Origin of the sequence: Sulfitobacter sp. PM12 (assembly GCF_045586035.1) — a bacterium.
Taxonomy (GTDB): domain Bacteria; phylum Pseudomonadota; class Alphaproteobacteria; order Rhodobacterales; family Rhodobacteraceae; genus Sulfitobacter; species Sulfitobacter pontiacus.
Window position 1 is genome coordinate 30641 of sequence record NZ_CP151531.1, and the last position, 24639, is coordinate 55279.

The following is a 24639-nucleotide window of genomic DNA, read 5'->3' on the forward strand; positions in this document are numbered from 1 at the left end:
GTTCCCAAGGGTTCGGGCACGAGAAAATGCCCTGTCAGAGATGTCAGATTTTTCAAATTCACGAAAACAAAACAGCACATTGCGCCACCCCTCTTTGTTCCAGCCTAGATTTTCGTCATCCCGTCGGATCTCAATGAGGTGTAGAGGGCCGTGCCTAGGATCTTGTCATCGCCATGATCTTTTCTTTTTGAGCCGGTTGCATATTGGCGAGGAAATCATAGGCATTGTCATTGCCGAAGCGGACAATCGAATTGGTGACGCGAACCGCAGTTTCGTCCCGCTGAGCGGACTGTCGGAACTGTTTGGTTCGGGCAGGTTTGGACCGGGTTTTCCGACATGCGGAAAAGAAAAAGCGGGCTTTGAGAAGGGTGTTTTAACTTCTCAAAGGAGATCCCCATGTCCATGACCGTTCAACCCCTGCCAGACCGTCCGGATCCGACCGTGATCGCGGCGCAGAACGACGCGTTTCGCAAGCTCGCATGCCTTGGAGTGCCGCCCGCGCGGCCCATCCAGGGCCGGATGCATGTCACCCGCGCGCTTATGGAGGCCGGTGACGGCTTCATGGCCGAGGCGGTGAAGGCGACCGGTGAGTTTGCCACATTCGAGCCTGAGAATGATCCCGAGGGATGGCACGATTTTGGCGCGGTCGAGATCCGGGGCGAGACCGTGTTCTGGAAAATCGATCTCTATGAAGCAGACTCGGATTTCCGCTACGGGGCTGAGACCCCGGACAATCCCGCCACCACCATGCGCGTGCTGACCATCATGCTGGCGCGCGACTGGTAGGGCAGGGGACACCCCCTGCTGAAACCCCAGGCGATGAAGGCCCACTGACCCCTCAAAGGGAGAGTGGGCCTTTTGTCGTGGTGATCCCTGAAGCCGGGGATTGGTCACGCGGGTGAAGGCGCGGGCCACACCTCACCCACCTGGAAGGATACCCCATGACCACGAACTTTGCCCCTCTCACCGTCGCCATCGGCGATCTGGTCCCGCATCCCGCCAATGTGCGCAGCAACTCGCCGGAAACCTATGATCCCGAGAACATCGCGCATCTGAAGGCCAGCATCGCCGTTCTGGGCCTCTTGCAGCCGATCCTGGTCCAGAAGTTCGACGGCAAATACGCCGTGCTGGCCGGTGGCCGGCGGCATGCCGCGCTGAAGGAGCTGGTCGCTGACAAGGCCATCAAGGGCTTCACGGCGAAGACCAAGGTGGACTGCCGCCTTGTGCCAGAAGACTGCGACGTCACCACGGCGCTGTCGCTCGCCGAGAACGTCACCCAGGCGCCGATGAACGCCATTGACGAGTTCGAGGCTTTCGCCCGGATGATGGAGGTCGATGGCCAAACGCCCGAGACGATCGCAAAGACCTTCGGCACCACGGTGGCCGCCGTGAAAGGCCGGTTGCGCTATGGCCTTATCCACCCCGACATCCGCGCCGCGGCCCGGGGCAAGGTGATCACGCTCGACACGATGAAGGCCTTTGCTGAGCATCCAAGCCAGGAGGCGCAGCGCGAGGTCTTCGAGGCGCTCACGAAGGACGGCGGCTATCTGCAGGCCTATACCGTCCGTCAGGCCCTCAAATCCCGCGGCGTGCAGGTCAGCGACGATATCGGGGCTTTCGTGCGCGTGGACTACGAGGCGCGTGGCGGTGCCGTCGCAGCCGATCTGCTGGATGAGCATTCCGTGCTTGAGGATGCGGCTCTGGTCGAGACCATCTTGCTCGAGAAGCTTGGTGCAGCCGCCGAGGACGCCCGTATGAGGCTGGGCTTTGCTTGGGCCGATGCGATGGTCCGCTATGATTACGCGACCATGGCCGATTACGGCCGCGTCTATCCCGGCCCGATCGAGCCTGATGAGGCTGCGCAAAAGCGCGTGGATGAAATCACCGCCGAGCTTGAGAAACTGCAGCTCGAGATGGAGGATGAGGGGCTCGAGGACGGTGCCTACAACGCCCTTTACGAGCGCGTGGACGCCTTGGAAGAGGAAGCCCGCGATCTGCAGGAGGCCTACAGCGCCGAGGACCTCGCCCGCGCTGGTGTGATTGCCTCGTGGCAGGGTGGGCAGATCACGCTCCATATTGGCCTCGTGCGCCCGGAGGACACCGTCAAAGAGGAGGGTGCGCGCGGCTCCTCGGCTAACCCGACTGGGGAGGAGGCCCCAGACGCCGGAGAAATCACCTATCCAGCCTCGCTGGCAGAGGACCTCAAGACCGAGCGGGCCATGGCCCTTGGCGCCGCGATGGCGCTGCATCCGGAAGCCACGCTCGATCTGACGCTCTTCAAGCTGGTCAGTGACGTTCTGGCCAGCGGCATGAGTGTCACACAGGCGATCAAGATCGATGCCCGCAAGGAATACCGCAGCCATGCCAAGATGGACGAGATCGACGAGACCTCGCTTGAGCAGGTGGCGGCGGCGCATGATGCGCTTGACCTCTCCTGGCTCGATGATACCCGCCCGCCCGCCGATCAGTTCGCGGCGTTTCGCGCGCTGAAGACTGGGGAGAAGGCCAAGCTCGTGGCCTATGCCACGGCCAGCACCACGCAGTCCTGCTTCGCGCGGGACCGCCAGCGCGACAGCCTGATGCATGCGTTCGAGATCGAGATCATGCCCGACATCCGCGCCCACTGGACGCCGAATGCGGCGCTCTTCAACCGCTTCAAGAAGGCCTGGCTCCTGAAGATCCTCGGTGAGGATCTGGGTCTCGCCCAGGAGGCTGTGACGCTCGCCTCGTCGAGCAAGAAGGAGATCGTCGCCTTCTGCGACAAACTCTTCGCTGAACCCTTCGCCACGCTCACCGACGCGCAGCGCGCTGCCGTGGCCGCCTGGTGCCCGCCGATGATGCAGACCGCCGGTGTCGCCTGTGATGAGGCGGAGCCCACTGCGGAAACCCCGGAGCCTGACAGCGAGGTCGCGCAAGCGGCCTGAGCCATTACGCGACCCGCGCGTGGACCACGTCGCCCGCGCGGGTCGACCCTTCCAAACCGAACAGAAAGACATCCCCATGGCTATTCTCAAGTTCTCTGCCTCCGCAGTTGCGGCGCAGATCGCCCATGCGCGCGCCTGCAAAACCTTCCTGCCCAACTGGAACGGGCCCGTGGACAGGCCCGCCCTGATCCTGATCGTCGGCAATGGTGTGCATCTGCGCTCAAACGGCATCGATGGCACGACCACCCGTATCGTCACCACCGAACAGGCCGATCCGTCCTTCGCCTTCGCCGACGGCATGAACCCGTTTCGGGACACCGACTGGATGGCGCAGCGCCGCATGGCGTTTCGCGATCTGACCGGCCAGTTCTACACCGACACCCTGGATGACGTGCAGGTGCTCATCGACCGGGGGCGGGGGGCCATCCGGCTGGCCACCGATGGCCACAGCATCCGCGTCTTCGTGCGCCGGGCCTCGGACTATCTCATCGGCGGGACCTACGAGGTGCCCTCGGGCCTCGGCGGCACCTTCCGGGTCATCCTCGAGGATGCCTGCGACACCTTCGCGATCGTGCAGAACTGCGGCAATTGCGAGGATTTCGACGCCATGCAGCCCTACCGCGTGCCGCTCGATGCGCTGATGGAAATCGATGACCGGAGGGCGGCGTAACGCGCCCTTTCTCAAACAAGCATCGCCAATACCCTGCCAGGCCTGCGGCCTTCTCGGGACATTGGCGACAACAATTCCCCCAATTAGAGAAAGGACTCTGAGATGGGATGGCTCTTCTACACCGACCGCCGCGTCAAAACCTACGCGGATGAGAAAGCGGAAATCGCCCGGCTCTGCACCTCTCATGGCGACACGCGCAAAACCGAACTGGTCAAAGCCTGCAAGGTCGGCTCCACCTGGTATGCGGCGGCAAGGGTCACCAATCTCGACGGCACCGCTGTCGAAGACGCGACCTATGTGACCGATGTGGATGGCTCCATCACGTTCGGGGCTGTCTTCCTCACCCGATATGATGACGGCTGCTGGGGCTACAAGGACATGGAGGAAAGCGCTGGCCCGAACGAGTCTCGTGCTCCCCTTGCGTTGATCGGGCTCCTCTCCAACCTGAAAGACCCGGACAGCTACGCCCAGGACTGGCGCCAGCGCTGCCGGGATTGGGCTGCGATCCCGGACTACGAGGAAGGCGACAAGATCAGGCTCGCCACCCCTGTGACGCTCACCGATGGCAGCACTTGCCAGATCGTGACCGCGACGCACTACAGGCGTGGGCGGCAAAAACGCCGCTGCTACCGCATCGAGGAAACCGGTGGGCTCGTACGCCTGTCGAAGGCCTCGCTTGCGGGCTCGGAGCTGCTCAGTTTCGCGAAGGGTGCGGCCAGTCCTGTGCTGGCGGAGTATCTCGCGGGGCGAGACTAGGTGCTGCGCCGGACGGTTCATCGACCTGCCCGGCGACAGCAGATCCTGCGGCTTATCTTGACAGAGCAATGCAAATGCATTACCTATCGCAGGCAGCAAAGACCCCCATTCTTTCAGGAGACTGCCATGACAGCGCTCGCACAAGATGTCTCGAAACTCACGGATCGGTATCAGACGACCGTGCCGGCGGGTGTGCGCAAGCAGCTCAAGCTGGGCAAGGGCGACCAGATTCGCTACTGCACCGAGCCGAGTGGCAGGGTCTATATTGAGCCCGTGCGCAGCGACGAGGAAGATCCTGTGCTCGGCGCCTTTCTCGATTTTGTCGAGGCCGATATCAAGGCGCATCCGGACCGCATTCGGGCGTTCGATGGGGCTTTGCATGACCGTCTTGCAGCACTGGTCGGAGACGTTGACGTCGATCTCGATGCGCCGCTATCGCTCGAGGATGAATGAGCGGCGATAGCGTGCCCGCTCAAGCGCCCCTTGTCGTAAACGGATGGTCGATTTATGCGCATCCGCTCTTTCTGGACCAGCTCGAAGGGCTGACCCTGGAGGTCGAGGCGCGTAAGGCACGCGATCCCAAGACCTGGCGCAAGAAGAATTCCACGAAACGGCTGGCCGCCATCTTCAAGCTGGTCACCGAGGCCATACCGGCAGATCCGGGTGCCGCCGCCTTCCGGCAAGGCGGCACACTCGGCGATCACCGCAAGCACTGGTTCCGGGCGAAATTCTTCCAACAGTATCGGTTGTTCTATCGGTTCAACAGCGATGCGAAGGTCATCGTGGTGGCCTGGGTGAACGACGACAAGACCCTGCGCGCCTATGGCAGCAAGACGGATACCTATGCGACGTTCAAAGGGATGCTGGAAGATGGCAACCCACCTGACAATTTTGACGCGCTCCTGAAAGAAGCCGCGGCGGCGGACAAGCGGTTCGAAACTTCCCTTGAAGCGGCGCCCGATCGGTAAGTGGCCTAGGATGATTTTCTGCGACCCTAACGGCACCGCCGTTTACGGTATCACGCAAGGTGATGTAACCTCACGCCTTAACACGGTTGGAGAAAACGCAATGGACGAAACGGGAAAGGAAGGGCCACTTCTTGGTCTCGATGAGCAATGCGCGTCCCAGATGAAGCGGGGCCGTTTGCCAGTCGCGGTGCACGTTGCAGACATGCCCCATGGCCTTGGCAAGCTTCTGGATAAAGCTCTCGAGGAGCATTTCCATGGCCGCTGAAGCGAATTCTTATGACGCCTGGTTTTGCGCGCAGGTGCAGGCCGCGCTGGAGGATGCACGCTCGGGAACATCTCAGGTTCAGGTGATGCAGGCCGCACAGGCATTGATTGATGCGAAACGGGAGGTCGAAGCCAAGTCCTGACCAAGCCTTGGAGGTCAGCGCGGTCTGACCCCCGTCACCATGAAAAGTGAAAGCGGGCTTTTTGTCCTTTGGAACTCAGACCCTGATCCAAAGGAAAATCCCATGTCCAAGCCCAATCCGGCAAGCCCGGCTCTCTCAACCTCCGACGCTGATTTCACCTCTGCGCTGGCGCAGATCGGCGCGGAGATCGACCATCAACCCCTGCGCAGTTCAGCGCTGGCGCGCATCATGCGCGAGACGTTTCATGGCAGCGATGCCGGGGGCGCCTGGGACTGGCGCATAGCCTATGACCTGATGCAGGCCGCAGCCATCCAGGTTGTGCTGCGTGGGGACGGCGCGGCAGGTGACTTCGCTGCTGCAAAGCTGCTTGCCTCACGGCTGCTGACGGAAACCCGCCGCTCCGAGCAGCAGATCCGGCTGCAGCAGTTTTCCACGCCGCTGCCATTTGCGGCGCTGGTCTTGCGGGCCGCGGCGATCCGCAAGGGCGAGACCGTTCTGGAGCCCTCGGCTGGCACCGGTGCCCTGGCAGCTTTCGCCGCCCGGGCTGGTGCCACGCTTTTGCTCAACGACATCGACCCCTTTCGCCAGTGCCTCCTGCGGGCCCTCTTCGGTGGCGATGTGACGGGCCATGACGGTGAGCATATCGACGATCTGCTGCAGACGCCGGTTCTACCCGACGTCGTGGTGATGAACCCGCCCTTCGCCTCCTCGGTCGATCGTTCCCGCGACAAGCACATCGCTGCAAAACATCTCATCGGGGCTGCAAAGCGTCTCGCGCCCGGCGGGCGGCTGGTGGCGATCATGCCGCCGGGATTCACGCCCGAACGCGATGCCGCGCATTGGTCCCGCGCCTGCGGTCTCCTGACGCCACGCTTGGCGCTGACGATGCCGGGGCAGGTCTACCGCAAGCTCGGCACCTCTGTCGAAACCCAGCTGATGGTCTTCGACAAGGTGCAGGAGGACGGCGAAATGATCCGCGCCGCGGTTCAGGATCTGGAGGAAGTCCTTCCTTTCGTTGACGCCGTGGCCGCGACCCGGACCGAGATGCGCCCAGTCCAACGGGCGGCAGCGATCCCTCATACTCGGTCGAGCGTTCCATCATCTGCCCCGCGCAAGGCCGCCGCTGCGCCTGTCGCCCCCTCCAAACCCCGGGCCAAGGCCGTTGTCCCGCTCAGCTTCACAAGCCTTCAGACCCCGCGCGACAACACGCCCATCTCGGACATCTATGCGCGCTACCGTCCGCAACGGATCGAGATTGCGAGTGCGCAGGAACATCCCACGCCGCTCGTTGAAAGCATCGCAATGGCCTCGGTTGCCCCGCCCATGCCCTCAAACACGGGCAGTGATGACTTGCGACTGCCCGCGAAGCTGATCGAGGAGGGTCACCTCTCCGAGGCGCAGCTGGAAACCATCATCATGGCGCATGACGCCCATGGGCGCGACCTGCCCGGTCGGTTCACTATCGATTACGACCAGACCAAGCTGACGCGCGCCGATGATGACCAGGATGCACGTGCCTATCGCCTTGGCTATTTCCTCGGCGACGGCACCGGTTGCGGCAAGGGCCGCGAATGCGCGGGGCTCATCCTTGTCAACTGGCTGGCCGGGCGCAGAAAGGCGATCTGGGTCTCCAAATCCGCCACGCTTATTGAGGACGCGATCCGCGACTGGACCGATCTCGGCGGCTCGCCTGCCGACATTCAGCCGCTTTCCAAATGGAAATCGGACCAGCCGGTCCCGATGGGCGACGGTATCCTCTTCGTCACCTACGCCACGCTGCGGTCCGCGGGCAAATGCGGCACCACGCGACTGAGCCAGATCCTCGAATGGATGGGCGCGGAGTTCGAAGGCGTGCTGGCCTTTGATGAGGCCCATGCCATGCAGAACGCAGCAGGGTCCGAGCAGGGCAGGGGGGTCAAACCCTCCCAGCAGGGCCTTGCTGGCCTGCGGCTGCAACTGGCAGCACCCCGCGCCCGCGTCTTCTACATCTCGGCCACGGGTGCCACGAGCGTGCACAATCTCGCCTATGCCGCGCGGCTGGGGCTCTGGGGGCAGGGCCCCGAATACCCCTTCCCAAGCCGCGAGAGTTTCGTTTCTGCGATGGAAGCCGGCGGCGTGGCTGCCATGGAGGTGGTCGCGCGTGATCTTAAGACGCTCGGCCTCTACACGGCGCGCGCCCTCAGCTTTGATGGCGTGGAGTATGACGTGCTCGAACACGCGCTCACCCCGGCCCAGATCGAGATCTACGACGCATACGCGGGTGCGTTTCGGACGATCCACCACAATCTCGAAGCGGCGTTGACTGCGACCGGCGTCAACGATGCCTCGGGCGAGACCAATGCGTCGGCAGCACGCGCCTCGGCCAAATCTCGCTTCGAGAGCACGAAGCAGCGCTTCTTCAACCATCTCCTGATGGGCATGAAGGCTCCAAGCATCATCCACGCCATCAAGGACGATCTGGCAACGGGCAAGGCTTGCGTCATCCAGGTGGTTTCGACAGGTGAGAGCCTGCTGAAACGTCGACTTGAGACAATGGACCCGGAGGATGAACTCGTTGAGGGGGCCTTGACGCCGCGCGACTATGTTCTGGGCTACCTCGAACAGGCCTTCCCGATTCATGCGCAAAAGCTGGTCGAGATCGACGGCAACATGGTGGCCGAACCTTTGCGGGATGAGACCGGCGCGCTCGTTGTCTCGCGCGAGGCGCTCGCCCTGCGAGATGCGGCCATGATGGAGTTGATGACGCTCGCCCCGATCCCTTCGGCGCTGGATCAGATCCTCTGGGCCTTTGGCGACGAGGCCGTGGCAGAAGTCACGGGGCGGTCCATCCGGCCCCTCAAGTCCGAGGATGGTCATCTCTTCATCGAAAAGCGCGCCGCCAGCAGTAATTCATCCGAGACCCAAGCCTTCATGGACGGCGAGAAGGATATCCTTATCTTCTCCGATGCAGGCGGTACGGGCCGGTCCTATCACGCGGCGCAAACGGCGAAGAACCAGAAACGGCGCCGGCACTACCTGTTGGAACCCGGCTGGCGCGCCGATGCGGCCATCCAGGGGCTGGGCCGCACCCATCGCTCGGCCCAGGTCAGCGCGCCCTTCTTCCGCGTCTGCACCTCGGATGTGCATGGCGAAAAGCGTTTCACCTCGACGATTGCCAAACGCCTCGACCAGCTGGGGGCCTTGACCAAGGGTCAGCGCGAAACCGGCTCGCAGGGCATGTTCCGCGAGGAGGACAATCTGGAAAGCCCGATCGCGCGGGCCGCACTACGTGGGTATTTCGCCGATCTTGCCGCCGGACGCGCTGAGGCGATGAGCTACGAGAGCTTCACCGACTGGACGGCCCTGCGGCTGATCGACAAGGACGGGGTGCTGCTCGAGGAGCTGCCGCCGATCCAGCGGTTTCTCAACCGGGTGCTTGCCCTTCCCATCCACATGCAGAACGCGCTCTTTGCCGAGTTCATGCGTCGGATCGCTGATCAGACGGAACGGGCGCGCGCGGCGGGCACGCTCGATCTCGGCGTGGAAACCCTGCGCGGCGAAAAGATCGAGCAGGTCTCCACCGAGGATCTCTGGACCTGCCCGAAATCCGGGGCGGTGACGCGGATCATCGGACTTGAGGTGACGGACCCGGTCCACGTGCTGTCGGCGGATGACGCCCTGTCGCGCAATCCCGACAAGCTACCGATGGTTAACCGTGCTTCGGGACGCGCAGCGCTCATCTCGGCGCGCCCCATGCAGATGTATGACGAGGACATTGTCACGCTGATGCGCAAGGCGGTGCGGCCAAACGGGTCCAGCTATCTGGAGGAGACGCGGTTCGAGTCCTCGGCCTGGGAAGACATCGGAAGGCCTGAGTTTGCAAGGCTTTGGGATGCCGAGGCTGCGTCCCTGCCAAAAACCACCACGATCAAGCTCTACCTGCTGACCGGGCTCTTGTTGCCTATCTGGAAGGACATTCCGACCACCAATGAGCGCATCTACCGGGTCACGCCCGACGGGGCGACCGCGATGATCGGGCGGACGCTGAGCGAAGAAGGGGCGGCCGCGCTGCGCGCCCGCTTCCTCGTCTCCAATCCGCAAACACCGCAGGAGATGCTGACCGCCGCCCTCGGCACCACCGCGCCGGTCGATCTGGGCCGGGGTCTGACTCTGACCCGTCGTCGTGTCGCAGGCGAGATGCGCCTTGAGTTGGGCGGTGCGGATCGGGGCATGATCGACGGCCTCAAGGCCCTCGGCTGCTTCACGGAGATCATCGCCTTTCAGTTGCGGGTGTTTCTGCCGCACGGGGACGGGATCGACACAGCGGGCATCCTCTCCCGGATTGTTGGAACCGGACCAGACGCCACTTGGGACGTAACTTCAGTGGCAGCAGAATAGGCGAGGGGACGATCATGACTCTCGGAGAGATCAAAGCCGCCATCGATGCAGGTCAGACCGTACATTGGGCCAACACCGGCTACCGCGTGCACAAGGACAGCCTCGGCCAATACCTGATCACGTTTGAGCCGAACGGTAGCACCATCGGGCTGACCGACCGGAGCGGGCAGCGGTTGAACGGGGAGGAAGCAGAGTTCTTCATTGCGGGATCGGAGGAGGGCGACGAGAATACCCAGGACAGCCATCCGAGGCCAGACGGGCAGGGGAGGGGCGTCGTACCCGGCGGGAAGGTGGCACAGTCTTTCAGGCGTCAGCGCTAAACTGAAGGTTGGGAAGAAAGGAAAGCGAGCTTTCTGGTTTGTGATCCCTCAAGGGGTCGAGAAAGCAATCCCGGATGCGCTGGCAAGAACGTCAGGCACCGAACAATCTGAAAAGGAACCATCCCATGTTCGCAGGAACCCTCACCCGCAATGTCGAGACCGCAGCCGCTCAGTACACCGGCATGATCCACTCGACGCGCTTTGACATCGCCATCCAGTTGGAGGCGCGGGCCAAGATGTCCGAACGCAGCCCGGATTTTGACGTGACGGCAGTCAACAAATCCGGTCGCAAGGTGCGCATCGGCACGGCCTGGAACGAGACCGGCAATACCAGCGGCAACCCCTACGTCTCGATGCAGATCGATGTCGGCTTGGGCCCGTTCCGGGTCAACGCGGTGCAGACGAAAGAGGCGCGCGCGACCCAAAGCGGCGACTTCGAGATCATCCCGCTGGTCTCGAACGGCCTGATGAAGTCCGGCTCGATCTCGGGCGAGTTGACCGCCATGGACGCTGACAACGCCTTCACCGGCTACATCGCCAACATGATGTTCGATCTGGAGTTCATGCTGATCGAGAACAGCTACAAATCCGAGGAGACCCACCCGGATTACCGCGTCGAGGTCAGCTCGCCCCGGGGCACACCGATCCGCGTCGGATCGGCGTGGATGGCCAAAAGCAGCCGCACGGGCAATGACTACCTGTCGCTGCTGATCAACACGCCCGATGGCGATCTGCGCGTCAACGCCGTGCAGAACGAAAAACAGCGCGGCGGGCAGACCTTCTCGATCATCCCGTTCATCGACAGCGGTGAGCAACCGCAGGACGCAGGCGCGGGGCTGTCGCTGGTTGCCTAATCGGCGCGCGAGGGGGAGACGATCTGAACCGAAAGGGGAGCCGTGGGACCACGGTTCCCCTTTTTCTGTACTGGTGTGGTTGAATGAACCCGGCGTACATTGCTGACGTTCGTGTCGCCCGCAGCTAATGCTACCGAAGAGCCCAGAAGATCCAATGCTGCACGTTGCATCAATGTCCGCTCTTTTGCGCAGATGAAAATGTAGGTCTTTTTGTTAAGGAATCTCAAGCCGGTTGGCATTGACGCAAAGCTTTTTGCCCGTAGAAATACGGATTGGTGTTTGCGCCGACACCTGCGATGAATGCAAATGGCCGTCTCATATCCAACAAACTTCTGGCGGAACACTTTGCTATGGGCGCTTGCCGTCATGCTCGCTCTCGGCGGGGTGGCGTTTTTTGAACGACAGAACTTGGTGCGTGAACTGACGATCAAAAGTGAAACGCTGCATCGTCTGGCCTCACAGCGGGCTGATCAGCACGATGCGCATCTGACATCGTTGTCTGCAATTTTTGTGGCTGGTGGGATGGAGCGGCAGGACTTACTGTTAGACGTGGCCGCGACGATCAGGCGGTTTTACCCACGTATTACGTCGGTGAATGTTGTCCCATACGTTCCGTCCCAAACCGCCATAGAAACGCAGCCCGGTCTTTCGTTACAGGCGAGGGAACGCGTCATTGAATTGGCCCGCCGCTCGACCGGGGCTTTGCAAATTGGGCCAATGCCGGACCTGCCGGATCACTATCTGCTAGTGAAACGCACCCCTAATTCTGATGCGGCACGGCACGGTTTAGCGCTGGTGATTGACGCCCGCGCGCTGATTGCCACAGATGATCCGTTTTGGGACACGCCATCAGCTTCTTTGCGTCTGTCGACGCCTGATGGTCAAACGGCATTGGTCGGTGAGGTTTCATCGGGTGAGACTGGGTTTTCCAAACCGCTCGGCAGTGCGTCTCAGCCTTTGGTGTTTGAGACCTCTTTGACAATTGGGCTGTCTGACCTGTTGCCGGTCGAGACAGTGGTCTTTGTTATCGCACTGGTCACGGCCCTCTTTTTGCTGTCAGCCTTCGGTCTAAAGCAACGCGCGCGCACCAAAGATGCAGAAGACCGCGCCAAGCTGAGCGCGCAGGAAACGCGGCTAGCCCACGCCTCCCGCGTGAATGCAATGGGCGAAATGGCCAGCGGCATGGCGCATGAACTGGCGCAACCTCTGACCGCAATCCTGAGTCAAGCGCAGGCTGGCCGCCATTTGGCGCGGCGTGGTGAGGTCGCACGTCTTGGCACTGTGTTGGACGACACGGTATCCCAAGCACAGCGCGCGGCAAATCTCCTTGATCGCCTGCGAAGGTGGAGCAAACCGAACCGTGCCCCGTCTGAGGCCTGTTCCGTCCATGAAGCCGCGCAAAGCGTTAAAAATCTGTTGGCATTGGAGGCCAAGACGAAGGGGGCTGGCATTACCCTGTCGCTGTATGATCACCCACTTTTCATTGACGCCGATCCGGTCGAGTTGGAACAGGTTGTGTTTAATCTGATGCGCAACGCGCTTGATGCCTCGGACGAGGCACAGGTCACGATCCGCACGTATGTCGATGGCCCGTCGGTCATTTTGGATGTCAGCGATACCGGGCCGGGGGTGTCTGACGACCTTAGGCCTCGCGTCTTTGAGCCTTTCGTGACAGGCAAACCGGATGGAACGGGGCTTGGCCTTGCGCTGTGTCAAAGGCTGATTGAGGAAATGGGCGGTGATATCAAGCTGCTCGACGACACCGACCAGACCACGTTCCGTTTGTCCCTGCCGCGCTCAATCAAGACGGTGAGACCATGACCAACCATGTTTACCTCGTTGATGATGATGAGGCTGTTCGCAACGCGCTGAGCCTTTTGTTGGAAACCGTCGGGCTGAATGTGTGCAGTTTTGCCTCGCCCGAGAAATTCCTGAGCCAAGTGGCAGACTTGACGCCGGGATGCCTGATCCTTGACATCAGGATGCCTGCTATTTCGGGGCTGAAACTGCAAGAAAAGCTAACCGAGAAAGGCGTGTCATGGCCCACCGTCATTATCAGCGGACACGGCGATATCGAGGCGTGCAGGCGCGCGTTTCGCAATGGGGCGATTGATTTTCTGAGCAAGCCCGTCGACGAACAAAACCTGATCGACGCAATCCAGAAGGGTCATGCAGAGCTGGAAGCTAACCAGCAGGCTTTGGAAGAACGCGCAGAAGCGGTGGCATTGGTGCGCAATCTGTCCACACGCGAACAACAGGTTCTTGAGATGATCGCAAAGGGTCTGACGACCAAGCAAATCGCTGACGCGCTGACCCTGTCACCCCGCACAGTTGAAAGTCACCGCGCGGCTATTGCGGCCAAAGCGGGCACGTCCTCGGCGGCGGAATTGACCCGTTATTGGTTGGATGCACAGGCAGACTAACACACTTATCAGTAGAACTACGGACACCTTTGCGGATGCTACGAATATCGCCGATCACAGCGGCGAATTAGAACTGGAGCATCAGTTCAACAAAAGGAAATACACAATGATCCGTTCCATCGCACTTGCCACAGCTCTGCTGACACCCGCTGCAGCCTTCGCCCAAGACCTGCCCACAGCTCCTTACTTGCCGCTCGATATGGCAACCACAGCAACACAGGCTGCCGTCGCTGCATGTTCTGCCGAAGGTCACAATGTCAGCGTCGCAATCGTTGCGCGCAGCGGCGAGACCAAAGTGCTATTGCGTGCCGACAACGCGGGCCCGCATACCGTTGGGTCCAGCACAGGCAAAGCGTTCACATCCGCCAGTATGGGCCGTGACACGGCAGGTCTTGCGGGGTTTATCGGTGGTAACCCTGAAAACGGTGGTCTGCGCGATATGGACAGCCGTCTGGTGATCCAGGCTGGCGGCCTGCCCATCCGGATCGGTGGCGCATTGGTCGGTGGCATCGGTGTCGGTGGCGCACCATCTGGCGCAATTGACGAGACATGTGCCCGCGCAGGTCTTGACGCAATCGGTGCTGAGTAAAGTACATGGCCCGTCCCTCGGGGGGCGGGCCCCTCTTTCTGAAAGGCAACATCATGTTTCGTTTCCTGCTGCTCGCTTTGGTAATTGGTTCTTTTGGGTCTGCCCATGCGCAGACAGCCCCGTCAGCATCAGACATTGCGTCCTACACAGGTCTGCATCTTGCCGCCCACGAAGGCGACGTGGATGTAATTAACCGACTGATCGGAGCAGGTGCCGATGTGGACATCCGAGATCGATCCCAGCGCACGCCTGCTCATGTCGCGGCGTTCGCATCACACGATGACGCGCTGACGGCACTTGCAAACGGAGGCGCGGATATGAATGCGCTGGAAAACCGCGTCTATGACGTGCTGACCATCGCCGCTGTCGCGAACGATCCTGAAATGGTGTCACTTGCAATGGAACTCGGGAACGCCCCTGACCTGATCACCAGTGTCTACGACGGGACAGCCCTTATCGCGGCCGCCCACCTCGGGCATCACGACGTTGTTGCACGTTTGGTGGATGGCGGCGCACCACTGGATCATATCAACAATCTGGCGTGGACGGCTTTGATAGAGGCTGTCGTTTTAGGAGACGGCGGCCCAGATCATATCAAGGCGTTGCAAATCCTCGTTGATGCAGGAGCAGATAAATCCATCGGTGATCGCGATGGCGTCACACCGCTGCAACACGCCACGTCGCGCGGCTACGCCGAAATGGTCGAAATCCTGCAATAGGATGTGGGGCAATGACCTTACCAAATCGTGCTATTTTGAAGGCTGCCGTGCCCACCAACCTCAATGCAACCTTCCCATAGCAGCCGTTGGCGCAACCGCAGCGAAAGGGCACTTTGTCCCGCATCCTACCAGTTCGCGCACGGCGCAGCGAAGGTCCGGTCTACAACTTCCCGGCCACTCCATGGCTCTAAGGCTAGTCAGTGAAGACCTGTCTCGCTGACGCCAGTCTCATCCAATCCCGGCCGCCGAACGCGACAAGAGCGAGATATATCTGTGCGGCGTCTACATGCGGTTTGAATACGATGGTCAGTCGCTGACCGGTGCCGCCATGGCGCACCAGCCATCCGTCCAACTTGCCGCTGAGGCGAGCACCAGATTTTGGGTTTGCGGCAATGTTCTGGATAAGGGCATCGATTTCATCTAGTCGACGGCTCGCCGCTGCAAGGTCACCGTCAGTCACGTCGACAATATGATCAACGATACCGATAAGGTCCCGTTCGAAGAACGGATGCCTGATAAATCGCATCAGGTCTTTTTGGCCATCGCCGCAAGATGGGCCCGTGCGCTGGCCGTGACGTCGGACGCTTCGCCGACGGGTTCCCATTGGTCGAGTGGCAGAGACAGGCGGCGTTCCAATTCAGCCTCAAACAAAGACCGTTCACGATCTCGCTCTGCCTTGGCCTTCGCCAATTCACCCGAAACAGCCGCGCTCATATTTGGGTACTCTCCAGCTTCGACCAGTTCCTTGGCAAATGTGTAGGCCGTGTCGGTGAAACTGACAGATTGCTTTTGAACGCTCATGGCAAACTCCTTGGTGCTCCAATAGACTACCGAATTTTGCCGCTTCTGGCAAGCAGGTCGGGCCGACCGAGCGAAATGCGTCAATAGCCTTGCGGCCTCCCCGCTCGGCTGCGCGTGTCGCAGGGGAGAACGGCCCTTCGGTCCGTCGCGCATTCGGCCATGCGGCCTCACCGCGGCGTCGCACCCGGCATCCCGGTTTGCCCGCCTCGCGAGCACGTCCCACCCCGGCCGCTCCGCCGGATTGCGCTCTGGTCTGTTTTGGCCCGAGGCCAAAACGATCCCGCCACTGCATCCGTCTCCCGCGTCCGGTCGGGCCGTTTGCCTGCTCGGGTCGGCCAAACCTACCGTCAAAACACACACACATGAGTGCGGAAGCATATCCTCCGGATGGCCCCCAAATCAGCCCGCGTCAAGGATCGCAAAACTTTTCGGCGAGGGCGGCGCTTGTGGTGCGGGGCGGTCCCGTGCGTGAGCGCGCGCATGTGTCGGGTGCTGCGCGCGGAAAACTTTTGCGCCCGGCAAGCCGGCGGCTGCGCCGTCCCTGACCCGGGCAGATTCGGAAACCAGACATTCGGCCATGCCCCCACACTCACGTGGTGGCTCTATAACCGAACACTGGAGACCAGACATGGCTTACGACACCGCAAACACCTACGAGACCATCGAGCTTTTCGGACTGACCGAGAAGGACGCACAGCTGCCGATCCCGGAGGATCACGTCCTGACCGACCGCATCATCCGCGAGAGCTTCGAGGCTTTGCTCGGGCAATTGCGCAACACCGGCCTCGAAGCGGAGATCGAACCGCTCGCGCACGGGCTCGCGACGATCCTGCAGCGCCGCAAGTTGGCGCTTGGCAAGGAGGTCGACCGCACCGCCGACAAGATCGGCGCCCTGGCAAAATCCCACGATGGATCGGAGATCGCCGAGACCGCCATTGAGGAGGCGCAGGCGCGCTTTGTGCAACTGCGCGAGATCGTCGGCGCCATCGAGGTGATGAGCGAGGCGGCGGCGGAATGCTACGAGATCGAGACCGGTCACGCCTTCATCCCGGCAGCCGGGTCGCGCGCAAGCGTCCGCGCGCAAGAGACCGGGGCGGTCTTCGAGGCACGGCAGCTCCTCGAGCAGCACGACCGCGAAACCGCCGAGAAGTCGAAAGTCGCGGGGGTTCCCCTGATCGTCTCAGGCGCTACCGACTGGACCGATGTCGATGTGGTCTTCAACACGCTCGACAAGGTTCGCGAACGGATCAAGCAGAACCGCAATCAGGAGATCTTCCTCTGCCACAAGGGTGGCAAGCACGGGGCGGAGATGATTGCGGCCCGGTGGGCCCGGGCACGCGGGGTAGCGCAGGCGCGCTTCGATCCGCGCTGGTCAGCGCATGGCCGGGCGGCACCGTTCAAATGCAACGACGAAATGCTCGACGACAAGTTCGCGGCGACGGGGGTTGTCCTCTTCGGCGGCAACGGGGTCGCGCTGAACCTCGGGCAGAAGGCGGAAGCGAAAGGTCTGACGGTCATGCGGGTTGCGGACCCGGCTAAGAAGACTGCACAGGATTGAAGAGAGGGGGTCGCGCTTGGCGCGGCCCTTTCGTCATGTCTCATGGCGCGTGCAATCGGTCACGCGTGATCGGCAGTCTGCGGCGTCCAGTACCGTTATCCCTCTACCCGGTCCGTCAGAGTGCGGCCCATCCGCATCGGTACGGGCTGGGGATGGTGCGCGCCTTACGTGGATCGTCAGCAGCGCAAGACGCGAGGGGTCGAGACGTCCCACTTGAGGCTGAAGACTTGCGCGTTCCTCGGGTGGTGTTTCGGAACATCGCATCCACGCGGGCGGGCTCCGTCAGCACCCCGGCCAGGCTCGGCGGGACGCGGCCGCGGATGGTGGCGGCTGCGTGATGGCAAGGGTCATCCGGATCACTCCTTTTTGCTCATCGATGTGGATCGCACGGGGTCGGCCCAATCGTGCCCTCAGCTCACGCTTCGGCAAGCACAAATACGGCTTCCACGGCTGGCCGCGGACCCTCCGCATTTGCGCTTGCGACCGGGCCTCTTGCCCCCGTGCTGGGTGATCCCCATCGCAACAAGGAGTGACCCAAATGACCAACCACTACGTCGCCACCGTCCCCGTCAAGTTCACCGACACCGATGGCCAGGAGCGCACCCGCTTCCAACGCGTGGGCGCCATGTTCCGCAACACCCGCAACGGGGATGGTTCGGAGTTCTTCAGCCTCAAGCTCGACTTCCAGGTCGCGGTCTCGGAGCTGGTGATGTTCCCGCCGAGCGCGAAGGATCCCCAGGACTAAATCCTCTGACGAGGATGGGCCGCCCCAGGACGATCTTGGGGCGGCCCGATCCCTGTTCCAGGGATGCCGTCACCGGCGCGTGTGATCGCCTACAGCGACCTCCTCTTGGTGTCGGCCGCTGCGCGTTCAAGGGACGCACTCCCCTCGGAATAGTCTGGCCGCGACAGACCGGTCAGTCAGCCTCAAGGGGGCCATCCACAAAAACCTATCGGCCAGGGCCTCCCGGTTTTTGCGGCAGAGATTTGGGGACCCAAATCTGGCCCTCCTTGACCCTGCCTGTCCGCCCTGTCGGTGGGGTTTGCGCCCGCCCGCGGTTCCGTCCGAACACGTGGCGTTCGGCCAGACCCTCGCGCGGGGCTGGTGGACGGGACCCCTAGGACAGGTGTCGCCCGGTGGTGAGGGGCAAACCCGCGTCCCTGCGGGCCGCGGGGGAAGCGGACACCAAGGCAGCCTGAGCCTGAATGCAACGTAAGTATATAATTGACAGCTTGGTATATTATCGTAAGGTAGGGGCAGCCTTGGTGGAAGGTGGCAGGAAATAGGGGGTCTTTCTTCGCATGTCTCGCTCGAAACGTCTCACGGATGCGCAACGTATGGAGATCGTGCGCGAAGCCGCGGACGGAGTCTCGACGTCCGTGCTTGCGAAGCGGTTCGGGGTGACACCGCGGGCGGTGCAATACACCTTGAAGAGTGACGATCAGCGCCAGCGCGATACGGCCGTGCCGGTCTTGGCGGTGAGTGTGAAAGTGACCCCTGACGAGATGGCGGCATTCGATGCGGTGCTGGCGTCGGCGGGGATCGAGACCCGCTCGGAAGGGCTGCGCCGCTTGATGCAAGCGGCAGGTGGCACCTTTGTGGCGGACACATCGTTGGCGGCAGAGATGGCGCGCTATCGCGCCTCATTAAATGATGTTGGAAACGGTGTCGCCCAGATTGCCAAGCAGATGCAGAAGGCCAACAGGGAGGGACAGGGAACTGGTGCTGAGTTCTCAGAATTGCGGCTTGCACAGATGCGCGGGTTGGCGCGATTCATCCTCGATAGTGCAGATGAGATTGACCTGCTTGTGCGCCGCCGGCGTGACGCGATGCAGCTGAAAGCAACGGCTGCCTTGAAGGAGTTCGCCCATGCGGCTGAATGATGCGGTTGGTGCCGTCACCGGAGAGATATTTGAGGATGGGTGGAGCCGGATCCGTGGCTCGATGCAGGGTCTGTATGCCTCCAAGCAAAAGCAGATGGTGCGCGCCGCTGCGGGACATCGGGCCGCTGTGTTCAAAGCGATCCGGGGCGGGGGCACGCATAATAAATCCCAGCTGTCCAACCAGCTCGAATACCTCACGACAAAGTCCACCCATATCGTCGACAGCAGCGGGTTCCTGGATGGCAAATCCAAGCTTGAGCGCGGCGAGATCAAAGACCTGACCGAGCGCTTTGCCAAGCGGTGGGACGCGGGGTTCAAACCCAAACTTGGGCAAACCACACATCTGCTGATGTCCTTCCCGATTGGAACGCGCGGAGAGGACGTGCGCGACATCGCGACTGACGTGGCCGAGCGGTTCTTCCAGAAAGATGAAGGCCACTTTGATTATATCATTGCTGTACATGAGGACCGCGAGCATCCGCATGCGCATCTCGTATTGAATCGCCGCTCTCAAGAGGGCGAGTTTTTCTATTTGGCGCGCAATCATCGGTTCAACTATGACGACTTCCGGTTGGCGATGGTCGAAGAGGCCGAGACCTACGGCGTGCGGTTGGAGGCAACGCGGCGGATAGATCGCGGCGAGGTGCATTACCCGGCCAAGACCCGCGAGGTCTATGCCGCCAAAGAAGAGGGCAGGACGCCAGTGGAGCGCGAACGGGTGGGTAAAGACCTGACCCGCACGCTTGCCGAGATCGCAAACACCAAAATCATATTCCACTCGCTGGCTGCCGAGGCGTCCTCCGAGAACCGCGAAGACATTGCTGAGGTTCTGTTCCGTGCGGGCGAGGTTCTGGCGAAGGGTGGTCACGTTGAAACCGCAGGAGGCATTTACATGGCCGAAGACGAAACGTTCGAGGATCTGCGCAGCCGCTACGCGGAGAAGGTCGCAAACATCACAGATTTGATCGCGGCAAAGCCGGATGCAGAGCGACCCGCGCTGGAGAAGTCTCTCAACGCAATTCAAGCGCGGGTGCAGCATATGCAGCCCCTTGGGCTACGGTCCAATTCCCTCTCGGAGGTCCCATCAGAAGGCGGGGTTTATTCTGAAGCCAATATTCAGCAAAGCCAGTTGGAGCGTCTGTCTGAGCCACGGGTGCGCGCCCGCGTCGATGCAGCACTGCGCGGCACGGGGATCAGCACATCCGAGGTTGTGGCCCGGATGGAGACGGGGGCGCAAAACGCGGCTCTGGAACATCAATGGATTGCGGATGATTTGTCCAAGGTGGCCGAGGCGAAGGATTTGAACCTTGAGCGCCGCGCGGATTTGGAACAGGCGCGGGATATCCTCAATGATGTACATGTGCAGCTGGGGACCATGCTGGAACGGGAAGGTGTGCTGCGCCGTGACGGGGTCATTGAAGACGCCCGCGAGGTGCAGGCGCATGTCACGCAAGCTCAGATCGAAACCGCTGCCAATGCCGTTCGCGTCGAGACTCAGATTGAAGCTCAGAGTGAGGACCTTGATGAGGCCGTGATCGAAAGCCTTGCCGTAGAGCGTTTGGAGGACGAACAGCGGGACTATCTGCGCGACCATCCAGATCTGATTGCGCGCCCGACCGATGTGATCCGCACGGATGAGGAGGGCAGGGCGGTGATCGTAGATCAGGCCGCAGCAGACTGGGTTATCAATGAGGTCGAAGCGGCGCGTTTGGGGGCGCACAGCAGCACGCCAATCTCCGTTTCCGTCGCGCGCGATCTACAGACGCGATATCCTGATATGCCCGAGCAGCTGGCGGAGGGTCTCGGCGACACTTACGCGCGTGTCTATGAAGCGCGCGGCGCTGAACGGGAGGAAAACCTGACGGAGCGCGAGACAGTCCAGAATGAGACGCCCGAACTGTCCCGTGTTCTCGCCCATGAACGGGCAGGGGAGTTGTCTTCGCCCTTTGAGACCAACCAAGAACGTGAGGCCTTCCGCAGCGATGTGGCGCGGGTTTTGGACGCGGCGCAGCTCGATCGCCTGAAGGAGGGTGACAGTGACGCTTTGGAAAATGTGATCGAAGATCGCCTTGATCGGCTCTATGTCGCAAAGGTCTATCTACAATCGGATGCGGCAACGGCAAACTCGGAGGCGTTGCGACAGGTTGTCGATGAGTTGGCAGACGTAGAAGTCGAGAGACACCGCGCGGCGGACGTGGACGGCGAGATTGAGCGGGGCCAGGTCCATTGAGTGGATCCATGGGAAAGGCTTGGATTGCCATAGGGGTGGTTCTGGTCACCTTGGTGGCAGGGGCGATGGGCTACACCATTGCCTCGGCTGTGCTGACCTTTAAGGCGCTTGGGTTCAGCGCTGATATCGATTTTGGATATATCGCGCAAAATTACCTCTGGATCAGAGATAGACGGCCTGATGATTTCCAACTGATCAACCTGATCATTGGCGGTGCCGGCGTCGCGGGGCTAATGATGAGCCTTGCCCTTTCCGGCTCGGCCCTCACGCGCTTCGGGCAGACCCATTGGCAAAAGCGCGGTGAGATGAAAACCAACGGGTTCTTTGGCAAGCCAGGGACCGGGTTTATTCTGGGAAAATTGGGCAGCCCAAAGTCGCGGGCCCGCTACATCACATCTAAGGTCTTTCCCCATGCCCTGATCGTGGCACCAACGGGGCGCGGTAAAACCAGCGGCTTTGTGATCCCGAACCTGCTCACATGGCAGGGGTCTGCCGTTACGTTGGATGTGAAGGGCGAGTGTTTTGAAGCCACGGCGCGTCACCGTGCCGCCCAGGGCGACAAGGTCTACCGCTTTGCGCCCACGGACTGGGAAGGCAAGCGCACCCATCGCTACAATCCGCTGCTGCGCATCTATGAATTGGAAGACCCCGCGCGCCAGCAGATGGAATTGCAGCTGCTGGCGACCTTGTTTCTGCAAAGTGACAATGATCGCGTGCAAGGGCTTTTGAAGGGCGGCATTGATTTGTTTGTGGCCGCGGGCTTGCTGGCGTTCCAGCGCAAGAAGCCCAACTTGGGCGAGATCTACCGGATCGCGGCTTCGGGGGGCAACAAGCAGAAAGAATATGTGGCGCGGGGCCACGAGATCGACAACAAAGCCGCGAAGTTGATCTTTACGCGGCTGGCGTCCACCAACAACGACACGCTAACCTCCTATGTCTCGCTTCTGATGACCTCAGGTCTGGATCAATGGCAGAACCCGGCGATTGACGAAGCGACGCAGGTTTCCGACTTTGATTTCCGCACGATCCGCAAGAAGCCCTTCACGGTCTATCTCGTTGTCCAACCGCTGATGGTGAAACCACTCGCGCCGCTAATCCGGTTGTTTTTCTCAGACCTTCTCTCGGCGATGCAAGAGAAGGAACCGGGCAAAGATGAGCCTTGGCCTGTGATGATCATGCTCGATGAGTTCAACCGCCTTGGCAAAATGCCCATTGTGGTCGAGAGCATCGAAACTCTGCGCACCTATCGCGGCCACTTGGCGGTGGTGACCCAAACCATCCCTGCCCTTGATGAAATCTACGGTGAAAACACCCGCCGCGCGTTGCAGGGCAACGCAGGTGTGAAGCTCTACCTCACTCCCTCAGATGAAAAGACCATCGAGGAGCTCAGCAAGGCAGTTGGGAAGACAACGAAGACAGTTATCACTCGATCGCGGTCCATTGGGAAGAACCCGTTTGAGGGGCGCAGTCAGTCCACACGGACGGAAGAGACATCGTTGTTGCCTGAAGACGAAGCGCGCCGGTTGCCGCTTGATGAAATTATCATGGTCGTGGATGCGCAAATGCCAGTGCGGGCGAAGCGGATCCAGTATTTTGATGATCGGCTGTTTGCGGCGATCCATGGCGCGCAGCGGGGCGAGTTGCCGTTTCCGGTGATGGGCGGAGGTGGCGGCAAGGCGGATGGTTCAGAATTCGGCGGAACAGAGCGGAGTCCGAGCCAAGCTGGAACGAGTGCGGAGCCCCAGGTGCATGATGAGCGTCTGGATGGTCCAAACGAGGTCGGTTCAGGTAAATCAGTGCCGCCAGCCAAGAAAAGTTCGAAGGCTGTTCAAGCCGTTATCGAAGAGGAGCAACGGCAGATGGAAATGAGCTTTGCCGACCAGGTTGAGATGCAAATTGAGGAAATCGATGGTGGCGGTATAGATCGACTCGATACAGTGGTGGATGATTTGGACGGGCTGGAAAGCCGGTTGAAGCAAGGGGAGGGGGTGTCTGGCTGAGATGGGTAAGGCGTAGCGCAACCATTGAATGCACGTAGATCACTGAACCAGTCGTTCGCCGCACCAGATTTGAAGGACAACAAAGCGGATAAGGACGAAACCGCTCTGGCGGTATTGGCGCTTGTGGCAGGCGTAGCGCGTTGATTTGTGCGTTGTGATTTTGTGAACTGACGAACCTGTTGGACGATTGGGAGCTTTTTAATCTGACGACAGGAAGTTTCAATGTCAGACCAATATGTACCGGCTCTGCGCCAGCGATTTTTCGAAGACATGCAGATCAAGGGTCTGCAACCAAAGACGCAGACGATGTATTTGCGAGGGATGCGCGACTTCTTGTTATTCAAATTGAATGCACCGGTATTGAGGGAGCCTAAGAATTACCGGACGCCAGCTAATGGACAATACCAAGCGCCTGTTTTTGCTGTTAGCAGTGATTGCCTGGCTCGTTAGAACAAGAACTGGCATCCCAACGTCTCGCGCAATGCAGCGATCAGCTGGTCCAAAGTTTCGGCACTGGTATAAGTCCCGCCCGTCCGGTCGGCGAGGCACCGGGATGTACTTTCCGACGTATTGTAGTCGTTGTCGGTCTGCCGGTCCCATGAAAAGAACGTACCGCGCACTTTGAAACCGATCACATGGACGGTGGTGTTAAACCCGTCTGTTGCCAATTCGGCGGCCAGCATACAGGGCATGCCGCCACAGGTCTCCTTACCGTCTGTGACCAACACTACGGTCGCGGGTTGCGTTTTGTAATCCAGCGTTTGCGCCGCCAATTTGACGGCCTGCGTCAACGCGGTGCCGCCACCGGGTTCAAGTGCGTTGATGGCTGAAATGATCAGCGAGGCGGCATTGGCTTCGGGCGCGAACCGCATGTCGACGCCCGAACACTCATCCGCGCCGTTGGGACCGTAGACGACAAGGCCAAGGCGACGGTTCTGCGCAATTTGTGGCAGTGCATCGGCCATCGCCCGGCGCGCCTCAAAAATGCGCGGCTCGTCAATGTCGTTGAAGCCCATCTCGGCCATGGAACCCGAACCGTCAACGACGATCATCGCGTCGGCGGTGCAATCGTCTGTCGCCATGGCATTTGTGGCGCCGAGAAGTGTGAAGATGAAAGTGAGGCATAATCGCATAACGCAAGCGTGTCACGGCACCTTCA

At 60.9% G+C, this 24639-nt stretch carries 24 protein-coding genes; 20 read left to right on the forward strand and 4 right to left on the reverse strand.

What is annotated here, in order from left to right:
- Positions 1-396: 396 nt before the first annotated feature.
- The 6 genes from AADW22_RS15630 to AADW22_RS15655 all read left to right on the forward strand — a co-directional run bounded on the left by AADW22_RS15630 (position 397) and on the right by AADW22_RS15655 (position 5318).
- The gene (locus tag AADW22_RS15630; RefSeq protein WP_009807957.1) at positions 397-786 is read left to right on the forward strand and encodes a DUF3768 domain-containing protein; all 390 of its coding nucleotides are present in this window, start codon (positions 397-399) and stop codon (positions 784-786) included.
- 155 nt (positions 787-941) lie between these two features.
- Positions 942-2924 (forward strand): ParB/RepB/Spo0J family partition protein, encoded by a 1983-nt coding sequence (locus AADW22_RS15635; RefSeq protein ID WP_009807956.1) that lies wholly within the window; start codon positions 942-944, stop codon positions 2922-2924.
- 76 nt (positions 2925-3000) lie between these two features.
- Entirely contained in the window at positions 3001-3594 is a 594-nt protein-coding gene (locus AADW22_RS15640; RefSeq protein ID WP_009807955.1) for a hypothetical protein, read from the forward strand.
- Between the two features lie 102 nt (positions 3595-3696).
- Entirely contained in the window at positions 3697-4350 is a 654-nt protein-coding gene (locus AADW22_RS15645) for a DUF6927 domain-containing protein (protein WP_009807954.1), read from the forward strand.
- Between the two features lie 126 nt (positions 4351-4476).
- Complete coding sequence (locus tag AADW22_RS15650) at positions 4477-4803, forward strand: type II toxin-antitoxin system PrlF family antitoxin (protein ID WP_005668772.1); 327 nt, start codon at positions 4477-4479, stop codon at positions 4801-4803.
- Positions 4800-5318 carry a type II toxin-antitoxin system YhaV family toxin gene (locus AADW22_RS15655; protein WP_009807953.1) on the forward strand — a complete coding sequence of 173 codons (519 nt, stop codon included), beginning with the start codon at positions 4800-4802 and terminating at the stop codon, positions 5316-5318. Before AADW22_RS15650 ends, AADW22_RS15655 begins: the two co-directional genes overlap by 4 nt.
- A 70-nt stretch (positions 5319-5388) precedes the next feature.
- On the opposite strand, the gene AADW22_RS15660 is transcribed toward AADW22_RS15655, so the two are convergent.
- On the reverse strand, positions 5389-5574 hold the full coding sequence (locus AADW22_RS15660) for a hypothetical protein (RefSeq protein WP_009807952.1): 186 nt from the start codon (positions 5572-5574) through the stop codon (positions 5389-5391).
- Here AADW22_RS15660 and AADW22_RS15665 point away from each other — a divergent pair.
- The 8 genes from AADW22_RS15665 to AADW22_RS15700 all read left to right on the forward strand — a co-directional run bounded on the left by AADW22_RS15665 (position 5573) and on the right by AADW22_RS15700 (position 15007).
- The gene (locus tag AADW22_RS15665) at positions 5573-5725 is read left to right on the forward strand and encodes a hypothetical protein (protein ID WP_009807951.1); all 153 of its coding nucleotides are present in this window, start codon (positions 5573-5575) and stop codon (positions 5723-5725) included. The two genes, AADW22_RS15660 and AADW22_RS15665, sit on opposite strands and share 2 nt — an antisense overlap.
- A gap of 102 nt (positions 5726-5827) precedes the next feature.
- On the forward strand, positions 5828-10102 hold the full coding sequence (locus AADW22_RS15670) for a strawberry notch-like NTP hydrolase domain-containing protein (RefSeq protein WP_027238620.1): 4275 nt from the start codon (positions 5828-5830) through the stop codon (positions 10100-10102).
- Between the two features lie 14 nt (positions 10103-10116).
- The gene (locus tag AADW22_RS15675) at positions 10117-10422 is read left to right on the forward strand and encodes a hypothetical protein (protein WP_009807948.1); all 306 of its coding nucleotides are present in this window, start codon (positions 10117-10119) and stop codon (positions 10420-10422) included.
- A gap of 125 nt (positions 10423-10547) precedes the next feature.
- Positions 10548-11276, forward strand: coding sequence for a DUF736 family protein (locus AADW22_RS15680; RefSeq protein WP_027238619.1), 729 nt, complete (start codon positions 10548-10550; stop codon positions 11274-11276).
- Between the two features lie 306 nt (positions 11277-11582).
- Positions 11583-13097 carry a sensor histidine kinase gene (locus tag AADW22_RS15685; protein ID WP_036783984.1) on the forward strand — a complete coding sequence of 505 codons (1515 nt, stop codon included), beginning with the start codon at positions 11583-11585 and terminating at the stop codon, positions 13095-13097.
- Positions 13094-13699 (forward strand): response regulator transcription factor, encoded by a 606-nt coding sequence (locus AADW22_RS15690; protein ID WP_009807945.1) that lies wholly within the window; start codon positions 13094-13096, stop codon positions 13697-13699. The genes AADW22_RS15685 and AADW22_RS15690 overlap by 4 nt, the downstream gene beginning before the upstream one ends.
- Before the next feature lie 106 nt (positions 13700-13805).
- Positions 13806-14288, forward strand: a complete 483-nt coding sequence (locus AADW22_RS15695; RefSeq protein WP_009807944.1) for a heme-binding protein — start codon at positions 13806-13808, stop codon at positions 14286-14288.
- Positions 14289-14341: 53 nt separating this feature from the next.
- Entirely contained in the window at positions 14342-15007 is a 666-nt protein-coding gene (locus AADW22_RS15700) for an ankyrin repeat domain-containing protein (protein WP_027238618.1), read from the forward strand.
- A 193-nt stretch (positions 15008-15200) separates the two neighbouring features.
- Here the strand turns inward: AADW22_RS15700 and AADW22_RS15705 are convergent, their stop codons facing one another.
- Both AADW22_RS15705 and AADW22_RS15710 read right to left on the reverse strand, forming a co-directional pair.
- Positions 15201-15533 (reverse strand): type II toxin-antitoxin system RelE/ParE family toxin, encoded by a 333-nt coding sequence (locus tag AADW22_RS15705; RefSeq protein WP_009807942.1) that lies wholly within the window; start codon positions 15531-15533, stop codon positions 15201-15203.
- A complete protein-coding gene (locus tag AADW22_RS15710) occupies positions 15533-15808 on the reverse strand; it encodes a hypothetical protein (RefSeq protein ID WP_009807941.1) in 276 nt (91 codons plus the stop codon). The genes AADW22_RS15705 and AADW22_RS15710 overlap by 1 nt, the downstream gene beginning before the upstream one ends.
- 628 nt (positions 15809-16436) lie before the next feature.
- Between AADW22_RS15710 and AADW22_RS15715 the strand changes: the two genes are divergently transcribed.
- From AADW22_RS15715 to AADW22_RS15740, 6 genes are all read left to right on the forward strand, one after another.
- Positions 16437-17366, forward strand: coding sequence for a DUF2493 domain-containing protein (locus AADW22_RS15715; protein WP_407474650.1), 930 nt, complete (start codon positions 16437-16439; stop codon positions 17364-17366).
- A 538-nt stretch (positions 17367-17904) separates the two neighbouring features.
- A complete protein-coding gene (locus AADW22_RS15720; RefSeq protein ID WP_354546230.1) occupies positions 17905-18111 on the forward strand; it encodes a hypothetical protein in 207 nt (68 codons plus the stop codon).
- Between the two features lie 557 nt (positions 18112-18668).
- Positions 18669-19250, forward strand: coding sequence for a helix-turn-helix domain-containing protein (locus AADW22_RS15725; RefSeq protein WP_037941661.1), 582 nt, complete (start codon positions 18669-18671; stop codon positions 19248-19250).
- Positions 19237-21480, forward strand: a complete 2244-nt coding sequence (locus AADW22_RS15730; protein ID WP_037941662.1) for a relaxase/mobilization nuclease domain-containing protein — start codon at positions 19237-19239, stop codon at positions 21478-21480. The genes AADW22_RS15725 and AADW22_RS15730 overlap by 14 nt, the downstream gene beginning before the upstream one ends.
- An 8-nt stretch (positions 21481-21488) precedes the next feature.
- Positions 21489-23480, forward strand: coding sequence for a type IV secretory system conjugative DNA transfer family protein (locus AADW22_RS15735; protein WP_407474651.1), 1992 nt, complete (start codon positions 21489-21491; stop codon positions 23478-23480).
- Between the two features lie 222 nt (positions 23481-23702).
- Positions 23703-23930, forward strand: coding sequence for a hypothetical protein (locus AADW22_RS15740; RefSeq protein ID WP_407474652.1), 228 nt, complete (start codon positions 23703-23705; stop codon positions 23928-23930).
- Here AADW22_RS15740 and AADW22_RS15745 read toward each other — a convergent pair.
- A complete protein-coding gene (locus AADW22_RS15745; RefSeq protein WP_407474653.1) occupies positions 23927-24562 on the reverse strand; it encodes a vWA domain-containing protein in 636 nt (211 codons plus the stop codon). The two genes, AADW22_RS15740 and AADW22_RS15745, sit on opposite strands and share 4 nt — an antisense overlap.
- Between the last annotated feature and the right edge of the window lie 77 nt (positions 24563-24639).

What these genes read in the sequence shown, in the direction of transcription:
- AADW22_RS15700 (WP_027238618.1), top strand. Translation starts at nt 14,342, where the DNA reads ATGTTTCGTTTCCTGCTGCTCGCTTTGGTAATTGGTTCTTTTGGGTCT.
- AADW22_RS15635 (WP_009807956.1), top strand. Translation starts at nt 942, where the DNA reads ATGACCACGAACTTTGCCCCTCTCACCGTCGCCATCGGCGATCTGGTC.
- AADW22_RS15690 (WP_009807945.1), top strand. Translation starts at nt 13,094, where the DNA reads ATGACCAACCATGTTTACCTCGTTGATGATGATGAGGCTGTTCGCAAC.
- AADW22_RS15730 (WP_037941662.1), top strand. Translation starts at nt 19,237, where the DNA reads ATGCGGCTGAATGATGCGGTTGGTGCCGTCACCGGAGAGATATTTGAG.
- AADW22_RS15740 (WP_407474652.1), top strand. Translation starts at nt 23,703, where the DNA reads ATGTCAGACCAATATGTACCGGCTCTGCGCCAGCGATTTTTCGAAGAC.
- AADW22_RS15670 (WP_027238620.1), top strand. Translation starts at nt 5,828, where the DNA reads ATGTCCAAGCCCAATCCGGCAAGCCCGGCTCTCTCAACCTCCGACGCT.
- AADW22_RS15705 (WP_009807942.1), bottom strand. Translation starts at nt 15,533, where the DNA reads ATGCGATTTATCAGGCATCCGTTCTTCGAACGGGACCTTATCGGTATC.
- AADW22_RS15695 (WP_009807944.1), top strand. Translation starts at nt 13,806, where the DNA reads ATGATCCGTTCCATCGCACTTGCCACAGCTCTGCTGACACCCGCTGCA.
- AADW22_RS15665 (WP_009807951.1), top strand. Translation starts at nt 5,573, where the DNA reads ATGGCCGCTGAAGCGAATTCTTATGACGCCTGGTTTTGCGCGCAGGTG.
- AADW22_RS15735 (WP_407474651.1), top strand. Translation starts at nt 21,489, where the DNA reads ATGGGAAAGGCTTGGATTGCCATAGGGGTGGTTCTGGTCACCTTGGTG.
- AADW22_RS15640 (WP_009807955.1), top strand. Translation starts at nt 3,001, where the DNA reads ATGGCTATTCTCAAGTTCTCTGCCTCCGCAGTTGCGGCGCAGATCGCC.
- AADW22_RS15645 (WP_009807954.1), top strand. Translation starts at nt 3,697, where the DNA reads ATGGGATGGCTCTTCTACACCGACCGCCGCGTCAAAACCTACGCGGAT.
- AADW22_RS15675 (WP_009807948.1), top strand. Translation starts at nt 10,117, where the DNA reads ATGACTCTCGGAGAGATCAAAGCCGCCATCGATGCAGGTCAGACCGTA.
- AADW22_RS15745 (WP_407474653.1), bottom strand. Translation starts at nt 24,562, where the DNA reads ATGGCGACAGACGATTGCACCGCCGACGCGATGATCGTCGTTGACGGT.
- AADW22_RS15685 (WP_036783984.1), top strand. Translation starts at nt 11,583, where the DNA reads ATGGCCGTCTCATATCCAACAAACTTCTGGCGGAACACTTTGCTATGG.
- AADW22_RS15680 (WP_027238619.1), top strand. Translation starts at nt 10,548, where the DNA reads ATGTTCGCAGGAACCCTCACCCGCAATGTCGAGACCGCAGCCGCTCAG.
- AADW22_RS15655 (WP_009807953.1), top strand. Translation starts at nt 4,800, where the DNA reads ATGAGCGGCGATAGCGTGCCCGCTCAAGCGCCCCTTGTCGTAAACGGA.
- AADW22_RS15720 (WP_354546230.1), top strand. Translation starts at nt 17,905, where the DNA reads ATGACCAACCACTACGTCGCCACCGTCCCCGTCAAGTTCACCGACACC.
- AADW22_RS15710 (WP_009807941.1), bottom strand. Translation starts at nt 15,808, where the DNA reads ATGAGCGTTCAAAAGCAATCTGTCAGTTTCACCGACACGGCCTACACA.
- AADW22_RS15725 (WP_037941661.1), top strand. Translation starts at nt 18,669, where the DNA reads ATGTCTCGCTCGAAACGTCTCACGGATGCGCAACGTATGGAGATCGTG.
- AADW22_RS15630 (WP_009807957.1), top strand. Translation starts at nt 397, where the DNA reads ATGTCCATGACCGTTCAACCCCTGCCAGACCGTCCGGATCCGACCGTG.
- AADW22_RS15715 (WP_407474650.1), top strand. Translation starts at nt 16,437, where the DNA reads ATGGCTTACGACACCGCAAACACCTACGAGACCATCGAGCTTTTCGGA.
- AADW22_RS15650 (WP_005668772.1), top strand. Translation starts at nt 4,477, where the DNA reads ATGACAGCGCTCGCACAAGATGTCTCGAAACTCACGGATCGGTATCAG.
- AADW22_RS15660 (WP_009807952.1), bottom strand. Translation starts at nt 5,574, where the DNA reads ATGGAAATGCTCCTCGAGAGCTTTATCCAGAAGCTTGCCAAGGCCATG.